The 18,525-nt window shown below is 58.5% G+C and carries 20 protein-coding genes; 9 read left to right on the forward strand and 11 right to left on the reverse strand.

Annotation, left to right across the window (positions count from 1 at the left end; translation table 11 throughout):
- Positions 1–3: 3 nt before the first annotated feature.
- From BAR1_RS08820 to pyrH, 4 genes are read right to left on the reverse strand one after another with little or no spacing between them, the layout of a single operon-like run.
- A complete protein-coding gene (locus tag BAR1_RS08820) occupies positions 4–792 on the reverse strand; it encodes a phosphatidate cytidylyltransferase (RefSeq protein ID WP_118942683.1) in 789 nt (262 codons plus the stop codon).
- Positions 789–1,514, reverse strand: coding sequence for a polyprenyl diphosphate synthase (gene uppS, locus BAR1_RS08825; protein ID WP_228408816.1), 726 nt, complete (start codon positions 1,512–1,514; stop codon positions 789–791). Before uppS ends, BAR1_RS08820 begins: the two co-directional genes overlap by 4 nt.
- Before the next feature lie 30 nt (positions 1,515–1,544).
- Positions 1,545–2,108, reverse strand: a complete 564-nt coding sequence (gene frr / locus BAR1_RS08830) for a ribosome recycling factor (RefSeq protein WP_118942684.1) — start codon at positions 2,106–2,108, stop codon at positions 1,545–1,547.
- A 54-nt stretch (positions 2,109–2,162) separates the two neighbouring features.
- On the reverse strand, positions 2,163–2,912 hold the full coding sequence (pyrH, locus tag BAR1_RS08835; RefSeq protein ID WP_118944407.1) for a UMP kinase: 750 nt from the start codon (positions 2,910–2,912) through the stop codon (positions 2,163–2,165).
- 127 nt (positions 2,913–3,039) lie between these two features.
- Between pyrH and miaA the strand changes: the two genes are divergently transcribed.
- The 3 genes from miaA to BAR1_RS08850 all read left to right on the forward strand — a co-directional run bounded on the left by miaA (position 3,040) and on the right by BAR1_RS08850 (position 5,521).
- The gene (miaA, locus tag BAR1_RS08840; RefSeq protein ID WP_118942685.1) at positions 3,040–3,888 is read left to right on the forward strand and encodes a tRNA (adenosine(37)-N6)-dimethylallyltransferase MiaA; all 849 of its coding nucleotides are present in this window, start codon (positions 3,040–3,042) and stop codon (positions 3,886–3,888) included.
- Between the two features lie 119 nt (positions 3,889–4,007).
- Positions 4,008–4,808, forward strand: coding sequence for an AraC family transcriptional regulator (locus tag BAR1_RS08845; RefSeq protein WP_118942686.1), 801 nt, complete (start codon positions 4,008–4,010; stop codon positions 4,806–4,808).
- Positions 4,809–4,978: 170 nt separating this feature from the next.
- Entirely contained in the window at positions 4,979–5,521 is a 543-nt protein-coding gene (locus BAR1_RS08850) for a VOC family protein (RefSeq protein WP_118942687.1), read from the forward strand.
- A 134-nt stretch (positions 5,522–5,655) separates the two neighbouring features.
- On the opposite strand, the gene BAR1_RS08855 is transcribed toward BAR1_RS08850, so the two are convergent.
- Together BAR1_RS08855 and BAR1_RS08860 are read right to left on the reverse strand one after the other, a co-directional pair.
- Positions 5,656–6,609: a formylglycine-generating enzyme family protein gene (locus BAR1_RS08855; protein ID WP_228408818.1), complete on the reverse strand. Its 954-nt coding sequence runs from the start codon at positions 6,607–6,609 to the stop codon at positions 5,656–5,658.
- Between the two features lie 138 nt (positions 6,610–6,747).
- Entirely contained in the window at positions 6,748–7,338 is a 591-nt protein-coding gene (locus BAR1_RS08860; RefSeq protein WP_118942688.1) for a lytic transglycosylase domain-containing protein, read from the reverse strand.
- Positions 7,339–7,974: 636 nt separating this feature from the next.
- Here BAR1_RS08860 and ssb point away from each other — a divergent pair.
- The gene (gene ssb / locus BAR1_RS08865) at positions 7,975–8,466 is read left to right on the forward strand and encodes a single-stranded DNA-binding protein (RefSeq protein ID WP_118942689.1); all 492 of its coding nucleotides are present in this window, start codon (positions 7,975–7,977) and stop codon (positions 8,464–8,466) included.
- Between the two features lie 143 nt (positions 8,467–8,609).
- Here the strand turns inward: ssb and aroB are convergent, their stop codons facing one another.
- Together aroB and BAR1_RS08875 are read right to left on the reverse strand one after the other, a co-directional pair.
- The gene (gene aroB, locus BAR1_RS08870; protein ID WP_118942690.1) at positions 8,610–9,722 is read right to left on the reverse strand and encodes a 3-dehydroquinate synthase; all 1,113 of its coding nucleotides are present in this window, start codon (positions 9,720–9,722) and stop codon (positions 8,610–8,612) included.
- On the reverse strand, positions 9,723–10,325 hold the full coding sequence (locus BAR1_RS08875; RefSeq protein WP_118942691.1) for a shikimate kinase: 603 nt from the start codon (positions 10,323–10,325) through the stop codon (positions 9,723–9,725).
- Positions 10,326–10,390: 65 nt separating this feature from the next.
- Between BAR1_RS08875 and BAR1_RS18290 the strand changes: the two genes are divergently transcribed.
- The 4 genes from BAR1_RS18290 to BAR1_RS08890 all read left to right on the forward strand — a co-directional run bounded on the left by BAR1_RS18290 (position 10,391) and on the right by BAR1_RS08890 (position 14,389).
- Entirely contained in the window at positions 10,391–10,525 is a 135-nt protein-coding gene (locus BAR1_RS18290) for a hypothetical protein (RefSeq protein WP_267128372.1), read from the forward strand.
- A complete protein-coding gene (locus BAR1_RS08880; RefSeq protein WP_228408520.1) occupies positions 10,515–12,047 on the forward strand; it encodes a hypothetical protein in 1,533 nt (510 codons plus the stop codon). The genes BAR1_RS18290 and BAR1_RS08880 overlap by 11 nt, the downstream gene beginning before the upstream one ends.
- Before the next feature lie 4 nt (positions 12,048–12,051).
- Positions 12,052–12,981: a site-specific tyrosine recombinase XerD gene (locus BAR1_RS08885; RefSeq protein WP_118942692.1), complete on the forward strand. Its 930-nt coding sequence runs from the start codon at positions 12,052–12,054 to the stop codon at positions 12,979–12,981.
- 100 nt (positions 12,982–13,081) lie between these two features.
- Positions 13,082–14,389, forward strand: a complete 1,308-nt coding sequence (locus tag BAR1_RS08890; RefSeq protein ID WP_118942693.1) for an HlyC/CorC family transporter — start codon at positions 13,082–13,084, stop codon at positions 14,387–14,389.
- Positions 14,390–14,399: 10 nt separating this feature from the next.
- Here the strand turns inward: BAR1_RS08890 and BAR1_RS08895 are convergent, their stop codons facing one another.
- Positions 14,400–14,639 (reverse strand): hypothetical protein, encoded by a 240-nt coding sequence (locus BAR1_RS08895; RefSeq protein ID WP_118942694.1) that lies wholly within the window; start codon positions 14,637–14,639, stop codon positions 14,400–14,402.
- A gap of 32 nt (positions 14,640–14,671) precedes the next feature.
- Positions 14,672–16,156: a helicase HerA-like domain-containing protein gene (locus BAR1_RS08900; protein ID WP_118944410.1), complete on the reverse strand. Its 1,485-nt coding sequence runs from the start codon at positions 16,154–16,156 to the stop codon at positions 14,672–14,674.
- A 497-nt stretch (positions 16,157–16,653) separates the two neighbouring features.
- Between BAR1_RS08900 and BAR1_RS08905 the strand changes: the two genes are divergently transcribed.
- Positions 16,654–17,331, forward strand: a complete 678-nt coding sequence (locus BAR1_RS08905) for an invasion associated locus B family protein (RefSeq protein ID WP_118944411.1) — start codon at positions 16,654–16,656, stop codon at positions 17,329–17,331.
- A gap of 88 nt (positions 17,332–17,419) precedes the next feature.
- Here the strand turns inward: BAR1_RS08905 and lpxD are convergent, their stop codons facing one another.
- Positions 17,420–18,508: a UDP-3-O-(3-hydroxymyristoyl)glucosamine N-acyltransferase gene (gene lpxD, locus BAR1_RS08910; protein ID WP_118942695.1), complete on the reverse strand. Its 1,089-nt coding sequence runs from the start codon at positions 18,506–18,508 to the stop codon at positions 17,420–17,422.
- Between the last annotated feature and the right edge of the window lie 17 nt (positions 18,509–18,525).

Below are 18,525 nucleotides of genomic sequence, written 5' to 3' on the forward strand. Positions count from 1 at the left end.
GTCCTATCCGGCCCCGAAAGGAAAGCCTGCCAGAACCACCGCCGCCAACACCACAACCGAAGCCCCCAGCATGCCGTCAAACCGGTCCATGAACCCGCCGTGACCGGGGATCAGGTTGGAAGAATCCTTGATGCCGGTTTTGCGTTTGATCGCGCTTTCGGCGATGTCGCCCATCTGTGCGGCAAACGCCACCAGAAGCGAAAACAGCGGCAGGCCGCTCCACAATCCGTAAGAGGCGCTGAAATACCAGCCGACCAATGCGGCCCCGACCCAGCCGGCAATCGTGCCGGACCATGTTTTCTTGGGGCTGATCGCCGGCCAGAATTTCGGCCCGCCCAGCAGGCGGCCAGCGGCATAGCCGCCAATATCGCTGGCCACGACCACCAGCAGCAACCAGATCATCCAGACCAGTCCAAGATCCTGACGCAAATAGATAAATCCGTATCCTGCCAGCATGATCAGCAGCGAATAGGCGCCGAACATCAGGCGTTTTTGCTTGATCACGATCAGGCCATATAACACCGGTGCAAGCAGCGCGATCACCGCCAGATAGGGCGGCACAAAAGTAGCCAGTGCCAGCGCAAAACCCGCATTGGTGCCATAGCTAAGGTGGCGTTCCACCTGATCGGGCACCAGCATCCGTGTCAGTTCCCATGACATCAATCCGCTGGAAATCGCGATCAGGGTAATGAACCAATACCCACCGGCCCAGACCGCCCCACCCGCCACCAGCGCCATCACGATCGCGGACAGAACCCGCGGCTTCAGATCATCCCATTTGCTGTTGCTCATACCGGAACTGCTCCAAAACGGCGCTCGCGGGTGCCGTATTTCGCCAAGACTTCGGCGAAAATATCAGGCGTGAAATCGGGCCATAGCGTATCGATGAATTCATATTCCGAATAGGCCGACTGCCACAGCAGGAAGTTCGAGACACGCGCCTCGCCCGAGGTGCGGATCACCAGATCTGGGTCGGGTAAAACGCAGGTATCCAGAAAATGCGGCAGGGTTTCCTCGTCCACATCTTCGGGCTTCAGGCGTCCGGCTGCCACCTCTTCGGCCAGCCGTTTGGTGGCGCGTGCCACTTCGTCGCGCCCGCCATAATTCAGCGCCACCGTCATATTGACCAATTCGTTATGCGCCGTCACGCGCTCCAGCTCGTCCATCAGGCCGACCAGTTTCTTGTCCAGTTTCACCCGATCGCCAATGAACCGCACGCGGATGCCGTTGTCGACCAGCGCCTGTGTTTCCTTCTGGATATAGCGGCGAAACAGCAGCATCAGGCCGGAAACCTCGGCCTGCGTACGCTTCCAGTTTTCGGTCGAAAAGGCAAAGATGGTCAGGTACTTCACCCCCAGATCGGGACAAGCCTCGACAATCTGGCGCACGCGGCGCGCACCGGCGCGATGGCCGAACAGGCGCGGTTTTCCGCGCGATTGCGCCCAGCGGCCATTCCCGTCCATGATAATCGCCACATGGGTCGGGCCACCTGCCGGTTTTCCCTTATCCGCCAATATGTTACCTCTCACAATTAAACTTTGAACCTATACTTGCATGATCTCTTCTTGCTTGTTCTCAAGTGCGGCATCGATCGCCCCGATCGCCTTGTCTGTCAGCGATTGCACCTCGTCGTGCCAAATCTTGTTGTCGTCTTCCGACATGCCGTCATTCAACGCCTTTTTCAGCTGGTCCATCCCGTCACGGCGCACATTGCGCACCGCTACGCGGGCATGTTCGGCATATTGCGCGGCGACCTTTGACAGCTCGCGGCGGCGCTCCTCGTTCAACTCGGGGATCGGCAGCATGATGATGGTGCCGTTCAACTGCGGATTTATCCCGAGGCCACTTTCGCGGATCGCCTTTTCCACCGCCTGCACCATGGATTTATCCCAGACATTGATGGTTACCATGCGCGGTTCGGGCACATTCACCGTGCCCACCTGATTGATCGGCGTTTTCTGGCCGTAAGCCTCGACCATCACCGGCTCCAGCATCGAGGCCGAGGCCCGTCCGGTGCGCAAACTGGCAAATTCTGTGCGAAGCGACGCGAGCGCCCCTTCCATCCGGCGTTGAAGATCATCAAGGTCGATTTCGATTTCATCTGACATGGCTGTTCACTCTTTTCTTCGTTCCGCTTGTGGCGCGTTATCGCTAATATAGGGTTAACTATGAACCGTTGTATAGGTGCCTTCCCCGGCCAGAATACCGCGAAAGCCGCCTGGCTCGTCCAGCGAAAAGACAATGATCGGCAGGTTGTTGTCACGGGCAAGCGCAATCGCGCTGGCGTCCATCACGCCCAGATGTTTTTGCAGCACCTCGTCATAGGATACACGGTCATACCGCTTGGCATCGTCGAATTTCGCCGGATCCTTGTCGTAAACCCCGTCCACTTTGGTGCCCTTGAAGATCGCCTCGCAGGCCATTTCATTGGCGCGTAATGTGGCGGCGGTGTCGGTGGTGAAATAGGGGTTGCCGGTGCCCGCGGCAAAGATAACCACACGCTTTTTCTCAAGATGGCGCACGGCGCGACGGCGGATATAAGGCTCGCAGACCTGATCCATCGGAATGGCACTGATCACGCGGGTGAACACACCAAGGCTCTCCAGCGCGGCCTGCATCGCCAGCGCGTTCATCACAGTGGCCAGCATGCCCATATAGTCGGCCGTGGTGCGCTCCATCCCCTGCGCCGAGCCTTGCAGCCCGCGAAAGATGTTGCCGCCACCGATGACCATGCAAATCTCGGTGCCCATATCATGTACCGATTTGACTTCACGGGCGATGCGCTCGACCGTGGGCGGGTGCAGGCCATAGCCTTGATCGCCCATCAGTGCCTCGCCGGAAATTTTTAGCATAACCCGTTTGAAGGCCGGTTTTTCGCCTTCTGTGTCGGTTGTATTGTCGCTGTCGTTCATGCTGATTTGCCCCCGCAGAAATCTTGGTGTTTGCGTTTTGGTTAAAATGTCGCAAAAAGCGGGGGGGTTCAACGGCAAACCGTGAAAGGGGCGGCATTTGGTCGATATTAATTCCATACCGGCAGATATGCCCGTTTTGATCGCGGGGCCGACGGCCTCGGGCAAGTCGGCGCTGGCGCTACAGATCGCGCAAAACAGCGGCGGGGTGATCATCAACGCCGATGCCTTGCAGGTGTTTGACGGCTGGCGGGTGCTGACCGCACGCCCCGATGATGCCGATCTGGCCCGTGCGCCGCATCTGCTCTATGGCCACGTTCCGTTTGATGCGGATTATTCTGTCGGGCACTGGCTGCGACAGGTGGGGGATATTCTGGCAAATCCCCCTGCCCGCCCGATCATTACCGGCGGCACCGGCCTGTATTTTCGCGCCCTGACCGAGGGGCTGGCCGAGATCCCCCGCACCCCGCCCGATATCCGCGCACAGGCCGGGGCTTTGCTGGCCGATGGTGGCCTGCCTGCCCTACTGGCCGAACTGGACGACACCACCCGCGCTCGTATTGATGTGCAAAACCCGATGCGGGTGCAGCGCGCCTGGGAAGTACTGCACGCCACCGGCCGCAGTCTGGCCGACTGGCAGGATGCCACCCCGCCACCGCTGTTGCCGCTGAATGATGTCATCCCGATTGTGATCAACGCCGATCGCGACTGGCTGAATGACCGGATCAACCGGCGCTTTGACCTGATGCTGGAAAATGGCGCGCTGGACGAGGCCCGCGTGATGAAACTCCGCTGGAACCCCGCGCATCTGTCGTCAAAGGCCATCGGTGCGCCGGAACTGATCGCCCATATCCGCGGGGAACTGTCGCTGGAAGAGGCACGCAAGGCCGCCTGCACCGCCAGCCACCAATACGCCAAACGTCAACGCACATGGTTTCGCGCCCGCATGAAGGGCTGGCAACCATATATCCCGGCGTAACCCATCGGCCACGATCCGCGCAGTTCTGCCTAAACGTGCATTTTTTGTTTGGATGCGGCGGCTTACCGGCGTAGGCTGCCTGAAAACAAGGGCAAAATGCCCACCGTCCGAGGCAGACAATGACAGAATTAGCAAACAAACTACCCGAAGTCCGTATGACTCCGATTCCACGTCTGGCCCAGGGCGGGCGCTGGCGTGTCGAGGCAATGCGCAGCTATAGTTCCAACCTTTTGCTGTGGTTTACCCGTGGTCAGGGGCGTATCACCGTCGCCGGCACCACACGCGGTTACGGGGCACATAATGCGGTATTCATTCCGTCCGGCGTGATGCATGGTTTCGAGGTGTCGACACAGGTGTTCGGCACCGCCATTTTCATCCCGCGCGATCTGGGCTTTCCCTTGCCGGTCATGCCGACCCACCTGCGTATCCGCGATGCGACCCCGCAGGCCGAAGTCACCGGTATTCTGGACAATCTGCAACGCGAACTGGAAGGCAGCCAACCGGAACGCGTGCGCGCCATCCACCACCACACCGGCCTGCTGGCCGTCTGGATGCGGCGCCAGATCCTGCTGCACGAGGTCGACAACAAAGCCCCCGATGCGGCCCAACGCCTGACCACCCGGTTTACCGAAATGATCGAAACCGAATATCGCTCGGGCATGAATATCGCCGAATATGCCGAGGCTTTGGGTGTTACCCCCACCCATCTGTCGCGTGTCTGCAATCAGGCATGTGGCCGGCCAGCTTCGGCCCTGCTGAGTGATCGCGTCATCTTCGAGGCGCGCCGCCTGTTAAGTGAAACCAAAACCCCGATCCAGCAGGTCGCGGCGGATCTGGGTTTCACATCCCCCGCCTATTTCACCCGCGCCTTCCAGCACCACACAGGGCAAACCCCGTCCGCATTCAGGCGTGAACGCTAACTTCTTCTTTTCCTAAATACCTGCGCCGCAGGCCTTCGCGCCCCGCAGGGGTGCGTTCGGTGACGCCGTTAGGCGGCACAACCCCTTTCTTTGGTCCCGCAATTATTCATTGCAAATGCAACGATTGTGAAATATCTTGCCCTGATCAAGACCAGAAAAGGATGCCAAAGATGAAAATCGAACAAATCCACCACGTCGCCTACCGTTGTAAAAACGCCAAGGATACCGTTGAATGGTATGGTAAAATGCTGAATATGAACTTCATTCTGGCAATCGCCGAAGACCATGTTCCCTCGACCCATGATCCGGATCCCTACATGCATGTGTTTCTGGATGCGGGGAACCGCAATGTGCTGGCCTTCTTTGAACTGCCCACCCTGCCCGAAATGGGGCGCGACCCGAACACCCCGGTCTGGACCCAGCATCTGGCCTTCAAGGTGAAGGACCGCGAAGAACTTCTGAAATTCCGCGATCATCTCGAGGCCAACGGTGTCGAGGTTCTGGGCGTGACGGATCACTCGATCTTTCACTCGATCTATTTCTTCGATCCCAGCGGTCACCGTCTGGAACTGGCCTGCCCAGATCCCGAAGAAGATGCTATGCTGGCCAAACTGGACACGGTGAAATGGGACATGCTGAACGAATGGGACCGCACCAAAAAGGCCCCGCGCCATGCGGCATGGATGCATGAAAAGGAACTGTCGGAAGTTTAGGGCGTATCCAATCCATTCATAATCATGTCTTTACACAGCAGGCCGAGGCAGCGTTTGCGCAAGCAATTGCGTTCGGGGTGCTGTATGAATTCAATTTGATTGGGTTTGAATCAATTCCCGAATAACGCGAAAACCTAAATCTTCCACACGTCTTGTCTCCAAGGGACGCATACGCCTCGCCGGCCGTAGATGATCCATCCCGTTATGGTACCCCCGCCTTTACTGACACGACGGCCCCATTTGCATGAATCCTGTGACCTTGAGTTCGCAAGATACGCGCTGTCCGTTGCCAGACCTAAATGCTGATCCGTCCAGCAGGACAAAGTCAGTTCCTTTACATTCCCAGACATATGCCGCACACCCCATGCGTTCGCGGCATCAAGCTTATCAACGGGCACGGGTTGATAGCGATCTACAAGGTTTGGCATCAACACCCCACGGCGCAACTGTTCGGTACCCCTGCGCGAGAAATTTGCCTGATCCGCGGTCAGATCATCCCCTTGCGCGAACCGCGTCTGCGTTCCGGCCCGCGCCGCATATTCCCATTCCGCTTCGGTCGGCAGACGGTAAACCTTGGCCCCGACCTGCGCATTGAGCCAGGCCACATACTCCTGCACATCCAGATAAGAGACGTTGATCACGGGATGGTTTGGCCCGAGCGGTGCGTGTGCCCCTCTTGGCTGCAAGACCCAATGATCCGGCACATATGTGCAGCCGCCATCGTCGACACATGCCATCCACTCGGCGCGGGTGGTTTCGTTACGGGCTATTGCATAGGGGATATCCATTTTGACAGGATGTCGCGGATGTTCGCTTGGTATGATGTTTATCTCGTCAGGTCCGCGCACACGTGGAACAAGGGTTGTGTCGTCAAGTGGGCCATACATGTTGAACGGGGTGCGGGACTCGCCCCGTATCGCGCCCATCATGAAGGTCACCGGCGGCATGACAATCATTTCGGGGCAATGTTCACATTCGCGGAAATGCTCCAGCGGGGCAATCGCGCGATCATTCACCAACCGGTATAATGTTTCGCCAGCATTCCCGCCAACCGGAAAGAAAAGGCAAATCGAAACAAGCGTTGCCAAAAGAAAATCCGGAGTGAAACCTGTGCCGGCAACGGTTCTCTTGTAATGATCCTTATTGATCGCGCTTTCCTCCAATTCATTTTTTGTCAAGCTTGACCAGCGTTAGGTGGCACCAACAACGGCCCGTGAGGCAGCGCCCTAGCTGCCCCAGATCTTGCGAACGTAATTCTTGGTCTCGCGGTATGGCGGAACACCGCCGTATTTCTGCACCGCTTCGGGTCCGGCATTATAGGCCGCAAGGGCCAGCCGCCATGAACGGAACCGGTCATACTGCTGGCGCAGATACCGCGCCCCGCCTTCCAGATTTTCCCGTGGCACCCGCGGGTTCACATTCAAGCGGCGTGCCGTGGCCGGCATCAACTGCGCCAGCCCCAAGGCCCCCTTGTGCGATTTCGCGCGGTGGTTCCAACCGGATTCCTGCTGAATAAGCCGCAAGAACAGATCTTCGGGAACCCCGTGTCGTCGCGCCGCAGAACGCGCCATATCCAGGTAAGGCCCGCTATAACGGCCGGTATAACTTAGTGAGCCGCCTTTGCCTTGGGTGATCACCGGTTTGGGCTGTAAACGTACAGAGTTCGAATATTGGCTTGCGGCACGTCCATCCAGCACAGAAGTTTGCGAGCGAAACAGGCTTACGCGGGATTTGGTGGACAGGTTTAGCGGCTTGGCCTCGGCCAGTCCGGTTATCCCTGTCAATATGATGGCAGCTGTCCCAATAATCTTGTTCATACTCGAAATCCCGGTGCTGATCCGCATCAATATAGATAAATTTTTCCGGAATTCCAACCCTACCAGATGCTGTACTTCTTGATGTAAAAACAGGCTGGCTAAATAGTTGGAAACAAATGAAAAGTTAAAATGAAAACCAATAGGATTAGATCATTCTATTCGCATGTATGGACGAATAGAATGGCGGGAAGCGCAATGAAGGGTCATCAGGTGTTCGTAGGGTAAAAAAACACCTGACATTTAAGTCGGCTTCCCGCCCCGCAAAAAGCGGTTTATGACATCATCCTCTTTGCATGTGCTGGTCAGGACACACGCTCTGAACCAATGCCGTTGTCCAGCCGGAAAAGCATTACGTCTGGATTTATACGCACAGCCAATTTCCCCCACCGGATGAAGACAATTCTAAACTTTCCGTATCATTGTTAACCATAGGCCACGGGATATATTCACATACAACTAATGATATAGGTTTGCCGGAATATACCGCGTATACCTTTGGTTTACGGGTGGAATCCCCCTACAATACATAAAGATTGCCCGAATAAAGGTGATATTTACCTTTCCTTCATTCACACGGGGTGATGTAACGCTAGAAACAATTTGATTAAGATTCGACGAAAGCAAGGGAGATCACGCATGGCGGGTTCGGTTAACAAGGTAATATTGATAGGCAATCTGGGCGCTGATCCCGAGGTGCGCACATTCCAGAATGGCGGCAAGGTTTGCAATCTGAGGATTGCCACCTCGGAGACATGGAAAGACAAGAACACCGGCGAGCGCCGCGAGAAAACCGAATGGCACACGGTCGCGATTTTCTCGGAAGGGCTGGTGCGGGTCTGCGAGCAATATCTGAAAAAAGGCTCGAAGGTTTATATCGAGGGCGCATTGCAAACCCGCAAATGGCAGGATCAATCGGGCAACGACCGGTATTCGACAGAGGTGGTTCTGTCCGGGTTCAACGGCACATTGGTTATGCTGGACGGCCGTAGTGGCGGCGGATCAGGTGGTGGCGGCTATGGTGGCGGGGATCAGGGCGGCTATGGCGGCGGATCATCCGGTGGCGGATATGACAGCGGCCCACAGCAAGGTGGCGGTGGCGGCAACATCGATGACGAGATCCCGTTCTAGAAAACGGAAATGGATTTTTACAAAGGCCCTGATGAAAATCGGGGCCTTTTCGTTTTCGGGGTTTGCGCCGCCTGACGGCGCCGCCCCGCGCGCCCTGACGGGCGCGATTGCCTCCGGCGGAGGTATTTCAGGCAAGAAGAAGATTAGCGGGCGGCAAGTGCCTGTTCCAGCACTAACCGAACCACGGATTCGTCCACACCGGATGTGACAAAAGCCTGCCCGATGCCCCGCACCATAATGTAATGGATCGCGCCATCCTTGACCTTTTTGTCCTGCCCCATCAGGGCAATCAGGGCATCGGCATCAGGTAGATCGCCTTCGATATCGGACAGGTCCACCTTCATCCCCATATTGCGCAGATGGGCGCGCACGCGGCTTGGGTCTTCTTGGCTGCACAGGCCCAGACGGGCCGAAACCTCGAACGCCAGCGCGCAGCCGATTGCCACCCCTTCACCGTGCAACAGGCGGTCGGAATACCCGGTCGCGGATTCTAGCGCGTGGCAAAAGGTATGGCCAAGGTTCAGCAGCGCCCTGTCCCCCTGCTCGGTTTCATCGCGGGCCACAATGTCGGCTTTGGCCTGACAGGAGCGGCGCACGGCCTCGGCCCGAAGCGCCATATCACCGGCGGCCAGTGCGGGGCCGTTGATTTCCAGCCATTCAAAGAAATCCAGATCGCCCAACATGCCGTATTTCACCACTTCGCCGTAGCCGGCCAGAAAGTCGCGCGGGGTCAGGGTGCCAAGCACGCCAATATCGGCCAGCACCAAAGACGGCTGGTGAAAGGCGCCGATCAGGTTCTTGCCTTGCGGCGCGTTGATCCCGGTTTTGCCACCAACCGAACTGTCCACCTGCGCCAGCAGCGAGGTGGGAATTTGCACGAAACGCACCCCGCGCCGCAGCACGGCAGCCGCAAAGCCCGCCAGATCGCCGATCACCCCGCCGCCAAAGGCCACCACCACATCGCGGCGTTCGATCTTTTGGTCCAGCAGCCATTCCACCGTGCGGGTGAATTGCGGCCAGGCCTTGGTCGCTTCGCCAGCAGGCAGCACAAGCGACACCATATCAATACCCGCATCGGCCAGACCAGCACGCAAGCTGTCCAGATGCAGGGCCGCGACGTTTTCATCCGACACCACCGCGACACGCGGGCGCGCCAGCAGCGGGGCGATTTCAGCGCCCGCCCGTTTGATCAGCCCGTCGCCAATCCGGATATCATAGGCGCGCTCGCCCAGTTCCACACGCAGGGTTTCAACCATCTAATCAGCCTCCAGCACATCGGGGCGGGATTTCAGGGCCTCCAGCACCGCCGACGCCATATCATTTATTGAATATTCCGCCCGCCCCTGCACCGCCAGATCGGCCTTTGCATAAAGCGGCTCGCGGGCCTCGCATAATTCGCGCAGGGTTTCACGCGGATTGGCGGTGCGCAAAAGCGGGCGCGTGTTTTTGTGGCGCACCCGTGCCCAAAGCAGGCCGAGGTCGGCCTTTAGCCAGACCGCCACCCCTTTGTCAGCAATCACCGCCCGGTTTTGCGCGGCCAGAAAGGCCCCGCCGCCGGTGGACAAAATGCCGACCTCTTCCTCCAGCAGCCGCGTGATCACCTCGGTTTCACGGGCGCGAAAAAAGGCCTCGCCGTCGCGTTCGAACACTTCGGCAATCGACATATTGGCGGCCTTGACGATCTCGTCGTCGGAATCCAGAAACGGCACCGACAGGCGTTCGGCCAAGGCCTTGCCCACCGCGGTTTTCCCCGCCCCCATCATGCCCACCAGCACAACCGTCTTTTTCAACACATATGACAAACCGGCAGTCACCCGCTTAATTACGAAATTATTACATTCAATGGCGTGAAATTTCATAAAAGGCCATATATAAATCGGGCAAACTGCGTCATAATGCAGGCAAAACAAAAAGGCAGACGATAATGGGGCGATTGCTAAAGGCACTAATTTTCCTTCTTTTGCTGGGCTTTATCGCCCTGACGGGCTATGCCTATCTGGGGGATATGACCCCCGAGGTAAAAGAGGTTAACCAGCCGGTTACACTGGATGTCGAGTAAAAGGTTTTTCATTTTCGCAGCCCTTGTTCTGGGCAATGCCACAGTTGCGCTGGCAGATGCGCCGCTTTCGGCGATTGACTGGCTGTCCGATACGGTGGCCACGCCGGTTGTGATGCAGCCCCCTGCGGCCACGGATATCACCCGCGATGCCTCGGTCGAGGATATCACCGTCACCACGCTGGACGGGCCAACGCCGGATGCGGTGGGGTTGTTGCCGGTGTCTGTCACCGGATTACCGCGCAACTTCTGGGGTGCCACACCCAGCGAAGAACTGGCGGAACTGGTGCGGCGCCAACCGGTTCAAAGCCTGCCTGCACTCGAGGATCTGCTGAAAATGATCCTGCTGGCCGAACTGGATGCGCCGCTGGATGCCGATGGCACCGGCGCGCTGTTTCTGGCGCGGATCGACAAATTGCTGGATATGGGATCGCTGGATCAGGCGCAGGCCCTGCTGGAACGCGCGGGGCCGGACACGCCCGATCTGTTTCGCCGCTGGTTCGATGTGGCCCTGCTGACCGGCACCGAACATGCCGCCTGCGCCAAGCTGAAAGACAAGGCCGATATCGCCCCCACCTATCCGGCGCGGGTGTTTTGTCTGGCCCGCAACGGGGACTGGAGCGCCGCCGCTGTGACCCTGGAAACCGCCAAGGTTCTGGGCCATATCACCAAAGAGGAAGACGCCCTTCTGGCGCGTTTTCTGGATCCCGAGCTGTTCGAGGGCCAACCGCCCCTGCCCCGCCCCAAACACGTTACACCACTGGTTTTCCGCATGCGCGAAGCCATTGGCGAGCCAATCCCCACCGCCAGCCTGCCGCTGGCCTTTGCCAATGCGGATCTGCGCAGCAACACCGGCTGGAAAACCCAGATCGAGGCCGCCGAACGGCTGGCCCGCACCGGCGCGATTGATCCGAACCGCTTGCTGGGGATTTACACTGAACGCCTGCCGGCGGCCTCGGGTGGCATTTGGGAGAGGGTCGAGGCGGTGCAGCAATTTGACACCGCCATGTCCACCAATGATCCGGGCGCGGTGGCCGCGGCTCTGCCCGTCGTCTGGCAGGAAATGCAGCGCGCCCATCTGGAAGTGCCTTTTGCCACGTTATACGGCGAACGGCTGGAACGGTTGCCATTGCACGATGAAGCGGCAGAACTGGCGTTTCATATCGGCTTGCTGTCGGCGGATTACGAAAAGGTGGCTGGCAATTTCAAACCGGTCACGGTGATGGACAAGTTTCTGGTTGCGCTGGCGCAAGGGGACGTGAATGGCGTGGCCTCGCCCGATGCCAAGGGCAATGTGGTGAAACCCGCGTTTCAGGCCAACACGGCGCCGGTCGAATTTGCCCCCCTTCTGGCGGACAACCAGTTGGGTAAGGCAATATTACAAGCCATCACCCTGTTTGCCCAAGGGGCGGATGGTGATCTGAAGGATGTGCGCAAGGCCTTGTTATTGCTGCGTTCTGTCGGGTTGGAGGACACGGCACGGCGTGCGGCATTGCAACTGATGCTGCTGGAACGGCGCGGCTAGGCCGATGGACGCCCGCCACTGGATCAGCACCTATCTGGACGCCCAGGCCGCCGAAATGGACGCCGCCGTCAACACCCAGTTTGCCTATGCCCGCGACCTGATGGATTTTGCCGAATGGCTGTCCGGCAAGGGGCCGGATTTTGCCAGCGCCAGCCGCGCCGATGTCGAGGGGTACCTGATCCATTGCGAAGCGCAAGGGTTGGCGCAAGCCACCCGCGCACGGCGGCTGTCGTCCATCAAGGGGTTGTACCGGTTTGCATTCGAGGAAGGCTGGCGTGACGACAACCCCGCGATCCAGATCAAAGGGCCGGGGCGGGCCAAAAGCCTGCCCAAAACCCTGAGCATTGACGAGGTCGAAGCCCTGCTGACCGCCGCCCGCAGCCACGGGCGCAGCAAGGCGGACCGGCTGCGCAATACCTGCCTGATGGAACTGCTCTATGCCACGGGGATGCGGGTGACCGAACTGGTCTCCCTGCCCGTGTCTGCTGTGCGGGGCGATCCGCGGATGATACTGGTGCGCGGCAAAGGCGGCAAGGAACGCATGGTGCCGCTGTCCCCCTCTGCCCGCACAGCCCTTGTGGCTTGGATCAAACTGCGCGATGAGCAGGATGATGCGGCCCGCGCCAAAGGGACCCCGCCATCGAAATTCCTGTTTCCGTCGCGCAGCAAACTGGGCCATATGACCCGCAACCGGTTTTACCTGCTGATCAAGGAGCTGGCCGTGCATGGCGGTGTTTCCCCCGCCAAAGTCACCCCGCATACCCTGCGCCATGCCTTTGCCACCCACCTGTTGGCCAACGGGGCCGATCTGCGGTCGATCCAGACGCTACTGGGGCACGCCGATATTTCAACCACCGAAATTTATACCCATGTGTTGGAAGAACGGCTAAAGGAACTGGTGCTGGAGCATCATCCGCTGGCCAAGAAGAATTGATCCGACCAAAGGCGGGGTGAACCCCGCCCTACGGACAGCCCTTGAACCGGCCCGCAACAAGCCCCATAAAGGCAGATAACCCCTTTTAGATGTGAGAGAAATGCCCGAAACTGCCCCCTTCCTAGATACTGCCTTCTGGATCACCTCGGGCTTTATCGCCTTGTTGTTGCTGTTATCGGCATTCTTTTCCGGCTCGGAAACCGCGCTGACGGCCGCTTCACGCGGCAAATTGCGCGCGCAGGCCGACAAGGGCAACAAAGGCGCGAAGCAGGCGCTGGATGTGACCGAAGACACCGAACGGCTGATTGGCGCGGTGTTGCTGGGCAACAACCTTGTGAATATCCTTGCGGCATCACTTGCCACCGCCCTGTTCACCCGCCTGTTTGGCGAAAGCGGCGTGGCGCTGGCCACCTTGTTGATGACCTTCCTGGTGCTGGTTTTCGCCGAGGTGCTGCCCAAAACCTATGCCATCACCAACCCCGAATCCGCCGCCGCCCGCGTGTCGCCGATTATCCGGCTGGTTGTCACCGTGTTTTCCCCTATCGTCGGTGCTATCCGCTGGTTCGTGCGCCTGATGTTGCGGCTGTTCGGCGTAAAGGTAGACCCCGACAGCCAGATGCTGGCCGTGCGCGAGGAAATCGCGGGGGCCATTTCGCTGGGCCATTCCGAAGGCGTTGTTGAAAAAGAGGACCGCGACCGCATTCTGGGCGCGCTTGATCTGAATGATCGCACAGTCGAGGAAATCATGCTGCACCGCTCGAAGATCGAGATGATAGATGTGGCGGATGACCCGCAAGCGGTGCTGGCACAGTGCCTGAACTCGGCCCATACCCGCCTGCCGCTATATCGCGATGATCCGGAAAATATTATCGGGGTGATCCACGCCAAAGACCTGCTGCGCGCCATGCACAAACTGATGGTGCAAAAAGAAGCCTCGTTCGAGGCGTTGAACGGGTTTGACGTGATGAAGGTGGCCAAAAAGCCCTATTTCGTGCCCGAAACCACCACGCTGGACGACCAGATGCGCCAGTTTCTGAAACGTCATGCGCATTTCGCGCTGGTGGTGGATGAATACGGAACACTTCAGGGCCTGATCACGCTCGAAGATATTCTGGAAGAGATCGTCGGCGAAATCACCGATGAATTCGACAAGGATGACGAGCCGGGCATCGACAAATCCGAGGACGGCGGATTTGTTGTCGAAGGGGCGATGACCATCCGCGACCTGAATCGTGCCATGGACTGGAACCTGCCGGACGAAGAGGCCATCACCGTTGCCGGTCTGGTCATTCACGAGGCCCAGATGATCCCCTCCGAAGGGCAGGTCTTTTCCTTCCACGGGTTCCGGTTCGAGGTGCTGGAGCGGCAGGCCAACCGGATTATGAAGCTGAAAATCCGGCCTTTATGATCACAGGCAGTTACCCTTTCTGCCGGCGTTTTCCTAAAAACAGCACCATAACCACAAGTCCCAGACAAACCAGCAGCAGCGTCAACCAGACAAGTCCTGCCTGCTCAAGATAGACCACCCCCGTTTTCGGATCATAACAACGCCCCAAGTCATTGAAACAATCACGCCAGCGGTAATAGCGGTCAAAATAGGCAAAGCCGGACAATGCGGCCATGCCCAGCAAGACCGCTGTGACAAGGTTGAAAATCATGACCACGTTAAAAGGGGTTGCAAGACGATCATTCAGCGCCCCTTGAACAAGGTGCCGAATATCCCGCGCACGATCCGCCGTCCTGTGGTGCCCTTCAGCTCCTTCAGCACAACCGAACTGATCGCATCGCCCCAGCTTGCCTCTTTGCGGGCCTTGCGCGAGGTTGACCGCCCCACACGCGCCCCTGAATAGCGCCGTCCGGCCTTGTATTCCCGCAAGGCCATATCCGCCTCTTCCTCGGCTTTCTCGGCTTCTTCCGCCGCTTTGGCCGCATCCTCGGCGCGTTTTTTCAGCATTTCATAGGCTGACTGGCGGTCCAGCTTTGCCTCGTATTTACCGGCAAGGGGTGATCCGGCAATCACCGCACGGCGTTCGGCTGCAGTGATCGGACCCAGTTGCGAGGATGGCGGGCGGATCAGGGTGCGCTCGACCACGCCGGGCACGCCTTTTTTCTGCAGGAACGATGTCACCGCCTCGCCCACGCCCACCTCGCGGATGGCCTGTGCGGTATCGAACCGCGGATTGTCGCGATAGGTTTCGGCGGCATGCAGCAACTGTTTGCGGTCCCGCGCGGTAAAGGCGCGCAGGGCGTGTTGCACGCGGTTGCCCAACTGGCCCAGAATATCCTCGGGGATATCGCCGGGGCTTTGCGTTACGAAATAGACACCCACCCCTTTGGAGCGGATCAGGCGCGCAACCTGCTCGATCTTGTCGATCATCGGTTTGGGGGCACCGTCAAACAGCAGGTGGGCCTCGTCAAAGAACAACACCAGTTTGGGTTTGTCGGGGTCGCCCACCTCGGGCAGTTCCTCGAACAATTCGCTGAGCAGCCAGATCAGGAAGGTGGCATAGAGTTTCGGCGCGGCCATCAGGGTATCCGAGGCCAGAATATTGATCCGCCCGCGCCCGTCAGGGTCCACCATCATCATATCGGCCAGATCCAGTGCGGGTTCGCCGAACAGGTTCACCCCGCCCTGGTTTTCCAGCACCAGCAGACGCCGCTGGATGGTGCCGACCGAAGACGGGGACACGTTGCCGTAACGCAGCGACAAATCCTTGCCATTCTGCCCGACCCAGACCAGCAGTGATTGCAAATCCTTCAGGTCCAGCAGCGGCAGGCCCTGTTCGTCCGCCACGCGGAAAGCGATGTTCAGCACCCCTTCCTGCGCCTCGCTCAATTCCAACAGGCGCGAAATCAGCAGCGGTCCCATTTCCGCCACCGTGGTGCGGATCGGGTGGCCGGATTTGCCGAACAGATCCCAGAAGGTGACGGGGAAACTGTCATAGGTGTAATCGTCAAAGCCGATCTTGGCGGCACGGCTGGTAAATGCCTCGTGCAGCTTGAAGTCTTCGGACCCCGCCATCGCCAGCCCTGACAGATCACCCTTTACGTCCGACATGAACACCGGCACGCCGGCGGCCGACAGTTCCTCGGCCAGAATTTGCAGGGTCACGGTTTTCCCCGTCCCTGTTGCGCCGGCAATCAGCCCGTGACGGTTTGAATATTTCAGCAGCATTTCCTGCGGCACAGCATAGTCCTGGCCGCCACCCCCTACAAAAATCCGGTCTTTACGCACTGCGACTTCCCCCGCTTTGGTTTTGTTTTCATGTCATTCTTGCACATGAAAATACAATGTTAATCATTTTGTGCCAGTGTAGTTTTACATCCCGGGCGTTCGTCCTCTTTTCGTCCGGATGTATTTCCTCCCTGTTAGACTGGCCGCGCGTTAAATGCGCGGCCTTTTTTCGTGAAATATCAGCGCACCCCCTTGAAAAACATAACCGTTGACCCATGCGTCAAAACGCCGTAGGTTGTGCTTAATAAAAGTCGGCCAGTCCGATGGGGAGCACAGCTATAGGAAAAGGGTCCGATACGCGGACCCTTTTTCTTTTGGCATCGCCCGAATGGCGAAAAATGGCCATCTAGCAGTGATTACACGTAAAACTGACCTGACACTGCGGTTTAGCCGTGTTAGATGGCATAGGACGTGACATAGACAATATGGAAAAACACATGCCCGATTTTCTGAAACTCATTTCGCTAACCGCTGCAATTGCAATTGGCAGCAGCGCGTTTGCACAAGAGACCACGACCCCGAAACCCGAAGGGGAAACAGCCGCGCCAACGACACAAGCGACCCCGACAACCGACACCGAGACGCCGGCGAATGGCGCGCAAGCGACGGATGATCCGCTGCCACTCGACATGGGTCAGGAAGTTGTCGACGAACGCGGACCCGGGACCACTTATGTCAAAGAACGCTTCGATGCATGGGAACTGCGCTGCGTACGGGTCGAGGAAGGCCAGAAAGAACCCTGTCATCTGTTTCAGTTGATGAAAGATGACAAAGGTGTTCCGATCGCCGAGATGAACATCATTGCTTTGCCCGAAGGCCAACAGGCCGCGGCCGGTGCTACAATTGTAACTCCGCTTGAAACCCTGCTGACAAAACAGCTCACCCTGGAAATCGACGGTGGCGCCAAGAAACGCTATCCTTTCACCTGGTGTGGGAACGTCGGGTGCTACTCCCGCGTTGGCTTTACCAATGGTGATATTGCCGCCTTCAAACGCGGCGCCAAAGCAACACTGACCATCGTGCCCGTGTTCGCGCCGGACGAAACAATATCGGTTACGCTGTCGCTTGCCGGCTTCACTGCCGGGTATAAAGCCCTGCAAGAGACCCTGCATTAAACAGGTCTTAAGCACTCGGAATTTACTGGAAACGCCGCCCGTATCCATCGGGTGGCGTTTTGCATTTCGGACCAGAACCGAAAACCGGTTATTCTTTGTCGCTTTGTTCCAGGATTGCTTTCAGGTCCGCCACCTGTTTTGCCAGTCTTGGCAACCGGCGCAGGGCCTTTTGCATTTCCACATGCGTGTCCATTTTCACAGCGGGCGACCCCAGCAATATCCGTCCGGCCGGTGCGTTGGTGAAAATCTTGGTTGCGCCACCGGCCACCACATCATCACCGACAAAAATATTGTCAGAAACCCCACATTGCCCCGCCATCACCACACGGTTGCCGATGCGCGATGATCCGGCGATACCAACCTGACCGCACAGCAGGCAATCCTCGCCCACCTGCACGTTGTGGCCGATGTGCACCTGATTATCCAGCTTGGTGCCCCGTCCGATGGTGGTGGCGCGAATGGTGCCCCGGTCAATCGTCACATTGGCACCGGTTTCCACATCGTCGCCGATTTCAACCGTGCCCAGCGAATGGATACGGGTCCAGCTTTGGGCGCTGGCCCGAACATCCTTGCCCAGCTTTTCGCGGGCCTGTTCCACTGTGGATTTTTCCGGTGTGACAAAGGAAAACCCGTCCGATCCGATCACCCCGCCTGGCTGGGCGATAAAGCGATCGCCGATCACCACCCGCGCGCCGATCCTGACACCCTGTAACAACAACGCATCATCGCCAATCCGCGCGCCCTCGGCCACGCTGACATGGCTGGCAACCCGTGCGCGCGCGCCAATCACCGCCCCGCGCCCGATCACCACAAACGGGCCAATCGCCGCGCCTTCGCCAATCACCGCCTCGGGGTGGATCACGGCGGTTGCATGGAGACCGGCCTCGATTTCCGGCCCGCCGTCCAGCAGCGCCGTCAAACCGGACATCGCATAGCGCGGGCGGGGCACGAAAATAGCGGCCTTCAGCCCCAGCGCCTGCCAGTCCGCCCCGTCCCACAGAACGGCGGCCTGTGCCTGCCCCTGCGCCAACCCGTCCGCGTATTTCGGGTCCATCGCCAGCGCCAGATCCCCTGCCCCCGCCGTGGCCGGTTCCGAGGCCCCGTTGATCACAACGTCAACAGCGCCAACGGCTTTCGCCCCCAGCGCTGTTGCAATTTCTGAAACTGTATAGCCCATCTGCGGCCCCCAACGAT

Source organism: Profundibacter amoris, from assembly GCF_003544895.1.
GTDB classification, from domain to species: domain Bacteria; phylum Pseudomonadota; class Alphaproteobacteria; order Rhodobacterales; family Rhodobacteraceae; genus Profundibacter; species Profundibacter amoris.

Coding starts and splice junctions, on each gene's coding strand:
- BAR1_RS08850 (WP_118942687.1), top strand. CDS start 4,979: ATGAAAATCGAACAAATCCACCACGTCGCCTACCGTTGTAAAAACGCC.
- miaA (WP_118942685.1), top strand. CDS start 3,040: ATGCCCGTTTTGATCGCGGGGCCGACGGCCTCGGGCAAGTCGGCGCTG.
- BAR1_RS08860 (WP_118942688.1), bottom strand. CDS start 7,338: ATGAACAAGATTATTGGGACAGCTGCCATCATATTGACAGGGATAACC.
- BAR1_RS18290 (WP_267128372.1), top strand. CDS start 10,391: ATGGGGCGATTGCTAAAGGCACTAATTTTCCTTCTTTTGCTGGGCTTT.
- BAR1_RS08845 (WP_118942686.1), top strand. CDS start 4,008: ATGACAGAATTAGCAAACAAACTACCCGAAGTCCGTATGACTCCGATT.
- BAR1_RS08885 (WP_118942692.1), top strand. CDS start 12,052: ATGGACGCCCGCCACTGGATCAGCACCTATCTGGACGCCCAGGCCGCC.
- frr (WP_118942684.1), bottom strand. CDS start 2,108: ATGTCAGATGAAATCGAAATCGACCTTGATGATCTTCAACGCCGGATG.
- BAR1_RS08875 (WP_118942691.1), bottom strand. CDS start 10,325: ATGAAATTTCACGCCATTGAATGTAATAATTTCGTAATTAAGCGGGTG.
- BAR1_RS08880 (WP_228408520.1), top strand. CDS start 10,515: ATGTCGAGTAAAAGGTTTTTCATTTTCGCAGCCCTTGTTCTGGGCAAT.
- ssb (WP_118942689.1), top strand. CDS start 7,975: ATGGCGGGTTCGGTTAACAAGGTAATATTGATAGGCAATCTGGGCGCT.
- BAR1_RS08820 (WP_118942683.1), bottom strand. CDS start 792: ATGAGCAACAGCAAATGGGATGATCTGAAGCCGCGGGTTCTGTCCGCG.
- BAR1_RS08890 (WP_118942693.1), top strand. CDS start 13,082: ATGCCCGAAACTGCCCCCTTCCTAGATACTGCCTTCTGGATCACCTCG.
- BAR1_RS08895 (WP_118942694.1), bottom strand. CDS start 14,639: ATGATTTTCAACCTTGTCACAGCGGTCTTGCTGGGCATGGCCGCATTG.
- BAR1_RS08905 (WP_118944411.1), top strand. CDS start 16,654: ATGCCCGATTTTCTGAAACTCATTTCGCTAACCGCTGCAATTGCAATT.
- aroB (WP_118942690.1), bottom strand. CDS start 9,722: ATGGTTGAAACCCTGCGTGTGGAACTGGGCGAGCGCGCCTATGATATC.
- pyrH (WP_118944407.1), bottom strand. CDS start 2,912: ATGAACGACAGCGACAATACAACCGACACAGAAGGCGAAAAACCGGCC.
- BAR1_RS08900 (WP_118944410.1), bottom strand. CDS start 16,156: ATGCTGCTGAAATATTCAAACCGTCACGGGCTGATTGCCGGCGCAACA.
- lpxD (WP_118942695.1), bottom strand. CDS start 18,508: ATGGGCTATACAGTTTCAGAAATTGCAACAGCGCTGGGGGCGAAAGCC.